Annotated in this window: 4 protein-coding genes; all 4 read left to right on the top strand. The window is 29.8% G+C overall.

From position 1 onward, the window contains the following. Positions 1-318: 318 nt before the first annotated feature. Complete coding sequence (locus tag I130_RS10710) at positions 319-720, top strand: GNAT family N-acetyltransferase (RefSeq protein ID WP_034922874.1); 402 nt, start codon at positions 319-321, stop codon at positions 718-720. 179 nt (positions 721-899) lie between these two features. Further along, a complete protein-coding gene (locus I130_RS16265; RefSeq protein WP_051119685.1) occupies positions 900-2054 on the top strand; it encodes a hypothetical protein in 1155 nt (384 codons plus the stop codon). Positions 2055-2203: 149 nt separating this feature from the next. Continuing rightward, on the top strand, positions 2204-3106 hold the full coding sequence (locus I130_RS10720; protein WP_034922870.1) for a restriction endonuclease: 903 nt from the start codon (positions 2204-2206) through the stop codon (positions 3104-3106). 298 nt (positions 3107-3404) lie between these two features. Continuing rightward, the gene (locus I130_RS10725) at positions 3405-3770 is read left to right on the top strand and encodes a PH domain-containing protein (RefSeq protein ID WP_198012049.1); all 366 of its coding nucleotides are present in this window, start codon (positions 3405-3407) and stop codon (positions 3768-3770) included. Positions 3771-4181: the final 411 nt, after the last annotated feature.

A 4181-nucleotide genomic window follows, 5' to 3' on the forward strand; every position in this document is an offset into this window, starting at 1 on the left:
TGAAAAATGACAAATTTGACTAGAACAAAAATGCTTTTGAATTTATAATTTAAAAACTGATTCTCACTCAGACTCAAAATAAATCAAGATTCAGAAAAGAACAAAACAATTTAAAAAGATTGACAACAAAACAACATGTTTTAAAGTATCGCAACGTTATACAACATCGGTTAAGCCCAAATAGCGGGTATTTCAACAAAAAGTAATATTTTAGTCATCAAGTAACAAACAACTAAGCCGACAAGAACGTGTCCCTACTCCACGCCACTTGGCTTAACCAAGACCGTTGTGCGTAAGCTGAAAAAAACTCAAAATCGAATGAAAAATATTGAATTTAAAGTTGGAATTGTTCCAAAGACATCAGAAATAATTGAGGTTTATGATAGTTCAGGAATAAATAGACCAACAAAAGATAGCAAACGAATTACGAAAATGTATGAAAATTCAAATCTGATTATAACTGCGTGGTTGAATAACGAACTGATTGGAATATCACGTTCGATAACTGATTTCTGTTATGCTTGCTATTTGTCGGATTTAGCTGTGAAAAGTGAATACCAAAAAGAAGGAATTGGAAAACGACTAATTGAATTGACTGAAAAGGAAATCGGAAAAGAAACTGCGCTGATTTTACTTTCGGCACAAATTGCGATGGAATACTATCCGAAAATTGGATTTGATAAAATTGACAATGGATTTATAATTCGTCGGACAAAATAAAAATTAAACGTAATTGAATAATAAAACGCATAAAGCCTACGCACAACATCGGTTAAGCCCAAATAGCGGGTATTTCAACAAAAAGTAATATTTTAGTGACCAAGAAACAAACAACAAAGCCGACAAAAACGTGTCCCTAATCCACGCCACTTGGCTTAACCAAGACCGTTGTAGCTAATATGGTAGAAAATCAGAACATATCAGAAACAATTTTAAGTGAGATAAATTCAAGTATATTTTTTAAAGAATTTACATTTGACAAAACTGAATTCTATCCAGAGGATGGACAAAAGGAACTTGCCGACAACCTTGTTTCTCTCGATGAACTTTTATTCGTTTATCAAGTAAAAGAGCGGAATTCAAAAACCGCAAAAGGTAAAGCGGACAATTGGTTTCAAAATAAAGTTTTAAAGAAAGCTAAAAATCAAATAAAAGACACAGTCAATTACCTGCAACTATATGATCAAATACCTATTAAAAATAGAAGAAATCAATCAATAAAGATTTCAAAAGGTAAAAATCAAAAAATCAGAAAAATTATTATTTATAAATGCGATATTCAACTATCCGACAAAAACTCAAAAACAAAATTTTATCATAGTAAAGAAGTAGATATAATCCACATTTTTGAAATTTCTGATTACTACAATATTTGTAATTTTTTAATTACACCTAAAGAATTAGATGATTATTTAGAATTTCGAGAGAATTTTATAAGTGCTAATCCTGAGTTTATTAAAAATTGTAAAGAACAATATTTGCTAGCGCATTTTATCCACACCGATAATCCTAAGATAATTGATAAAAAATATCTTATAAGAATGGAACAATTCGACCCAGATATTGAATCTTATGATATGAGCAAATTCTTAAATATTTTTCACGAAAAAATTAGAGGTGATAAAAATCAAGACTATCACCAAATCATTACTGAAATTGCGAAATTAAGACGATATGAGTTATCAGCTTTTAAGGAGAGATTCTTCGATACAATAGAACTTGCAAAAAAGAATGAATTAAATCTTCCTTTCAGATTTTATTGTCAGAGAACTGATTGCGCATTTACATTTATTCCTCTCATTGTAGAACATATTAGTAATTGGGAAAATGCATTAATTAATATTACCGAAATTTATAAGTATAAAAGAAAGTCAACCAAAGCAATCGGAGTAATATGCTTCAAAAAAGATGATTTTATTGATTTAAATTGGACTCTCTTCAAACATGACTGGAAATATGATGCAGAATTAGAAGAATTAGTAAAGAAAACTGACATTGGATATGACAAAGGGCAAATAAAACAAGTCCCCAGATATAAATTTAAACCAAACTAGCTACAACATCGGTTAAGCGCAAATAGCGGGTATTCTGGTGAAAATTGCTATTTTAGACACCAAGTAAAAACCAACTAAGCCGACAAGAACGTGTCCCTACTCCACGCCACTTGCCTTAACCAAGACCGTTGCCAATAATTTTATACAAAATGATTGACTTTACAGAAATAGACTCCGACGGAGAAATATGGGAACTTTTTTCAAGAGATTTACTACAAGAATTAGGATTTTATGTAGAACATTCTGTTGATAGAGGTCCTGATGGAAAAAAAGATTTAATTGTTTCAGAATTACTCAATGGAAATTTGGGTAAATATAAATTCAAATGGTTAGTAAGTTGTAAGCATTTTGCAAACAGACAAAGTAGTAATTCTGTGAAAGAATCTGATGAACCTAATATATTGGAAAGAGTTCAGTCTTTCAATTGTGATGGATTTATTGGTTTATATTCAACGGTTCCCTCTTCAGGTTTAAATACAAGACTAACTCAACTAAAAGAAAATGGAAATTTAAAAGATTATAGAGTTTTTGATTATAAATTAATTGAAAACTATTTATTGAGAATAGGATATGCAAATTTGCTAATGAGATATTTTCCTAATAGTTATAAAAAAGTAAAACCATTACATTTAATAACTGGAAAATATATTCCTTTAAATTGTAAAGTTTGTGATTTAGATATTTTACAAGAAATGTTTAAAAATCAATATGCAGCTAATTACGTTCAGATTTATGAATACGTAGATCAGAAAGAGCATATTAAAGATGTCTATTGGGCTTGTAAAGGCCAATGTGATGATAAAATAAGATTTAATTTATCAAAAGGTCTCCATTCAAACTGGCAAGATATCGGAGATATTGTTATTCCAACAAAATTCTTAGAATGGACACTAGCAACTATGAATCAAATTGAAAGTGGACACTTCTACTATAATAAAAAAGCTTTTAAGAAAGAGAAAGAATTTATAATTGCAATTTCCCAAAAGGTTATGAGAGAAATGACTCAAGAAAAAAAAGATAGAATTGGGAAATTTAGAGAGATTGGTATATAAAACTATAGGCAACATCGGTTAAGCGCAAATAGCGGGCGTTCTGGTGAAAAGTGCTATTTTAGACACCAAGTAAGAATCAACTAAGCCGACAAGAACGCGTCCCTACTCCACGCCACTTGCCTTAACCAAGACCGTTGCCATTAATTTTTCTAGACAGAAAAAAGATAAACTTTGCTTGGTAAAAATAATATCTTAGTTGTTGATCATTTGAAATTAGAATTAAGTAAAGAAAGGTTTTATGGTTCGAAAATATAAGTCAAAAGTATCTTACGGATTATTGATTGCAATAAGCTTGATAATGTTTGGACCATTATTGTTTAAACTTTCTGATTATACTCTAAATACGCAAAGAATATTAGGAATTTTATTATTGCTTGTCACCTTTGCTTTGATTCTACATATGTTTTTAACAACTATATACACAATTGACAATGACAAACTAAAAATTAAGAGCGGATTCTTTTCTTATAAACCGATTGAGATTTCTGAGATTAAAAGCATAACAAAAACAAATAATATTATTTCGTCGCCTGCAGCATCATTTGACAGAATTGAAATCCAATACGGGAAATTTAAAAGTATCGTATTATCTCCAAAGGATAAATCGAACTTTTGCAAAGATTTAAATGAACTAAATCCAGAGATTAAGATTGTTTTAAATTGACATTTATTAAGAGATATAAATTCTTTACGATATCTGACAAAAGGTTCAATTTAAACATTTCGTTACAAAAAACTAAAGGCAACATCGGTTAAGCGCAAATAGCGGGCATTCGAGTAAAAAGTAATATTTTAGACACCAATTAAAAAACAACTAAGCCGACAAGAACGCGTCCCTAATCCACGCTACTTGCCTTAACCAAGACCGTTGTAAACAATTTTTACGCAACAAAATTCATCTACTATATAAAATAACCAAATCATGAAAAAAGTTAATCTAATTTTAATTTTATTATTATTTATATCACTTGGGATTATCTCATGTCATAAAGAAGACCAACAAAATGAGTCTAATTTTATTTCATCGAATATAAACGAAGTGAAATGGAATGGAATTCCTAAAATTCATACTAAT

The sequence above is a fragment of the Gillisia sp. CAL575 genome, from assembly GCF_000403785.1.
Lineage (GTDB): Bacteria > Bacteroidota > Bacteroidia > Flavobacteriales > Flavobacteriaceae > Gillisia.

Coding starts and splice junctions, on each gene's coding strand:
- I130_RS10725 (WP_198012049.1), top strand. CDS start 3,405: ATGTTTGGACCATTATTGTTTAAACTTTCTGATTATACTCTAAATACG.
- I130_RS10720 (WP_034922870.1), top strand. CDS start 2,204: ATGATTGACTTTACAGAAATAGACTCCGACGGAGAAATATGGGAACTT.
- I130_RS10710 (WP_034922874.1), top strand. CDS start 319: ATGAAAAATATTGAATTTAAAGTTGGAATTGTTCCAAAGACATCAGAA.
- I130_RS16265 (WP_051119685.1), top strand. CDS start 900: ATGGTAGAAAATCAGAACATATCAGAAACAATTTTAAGTGAGATAAAT.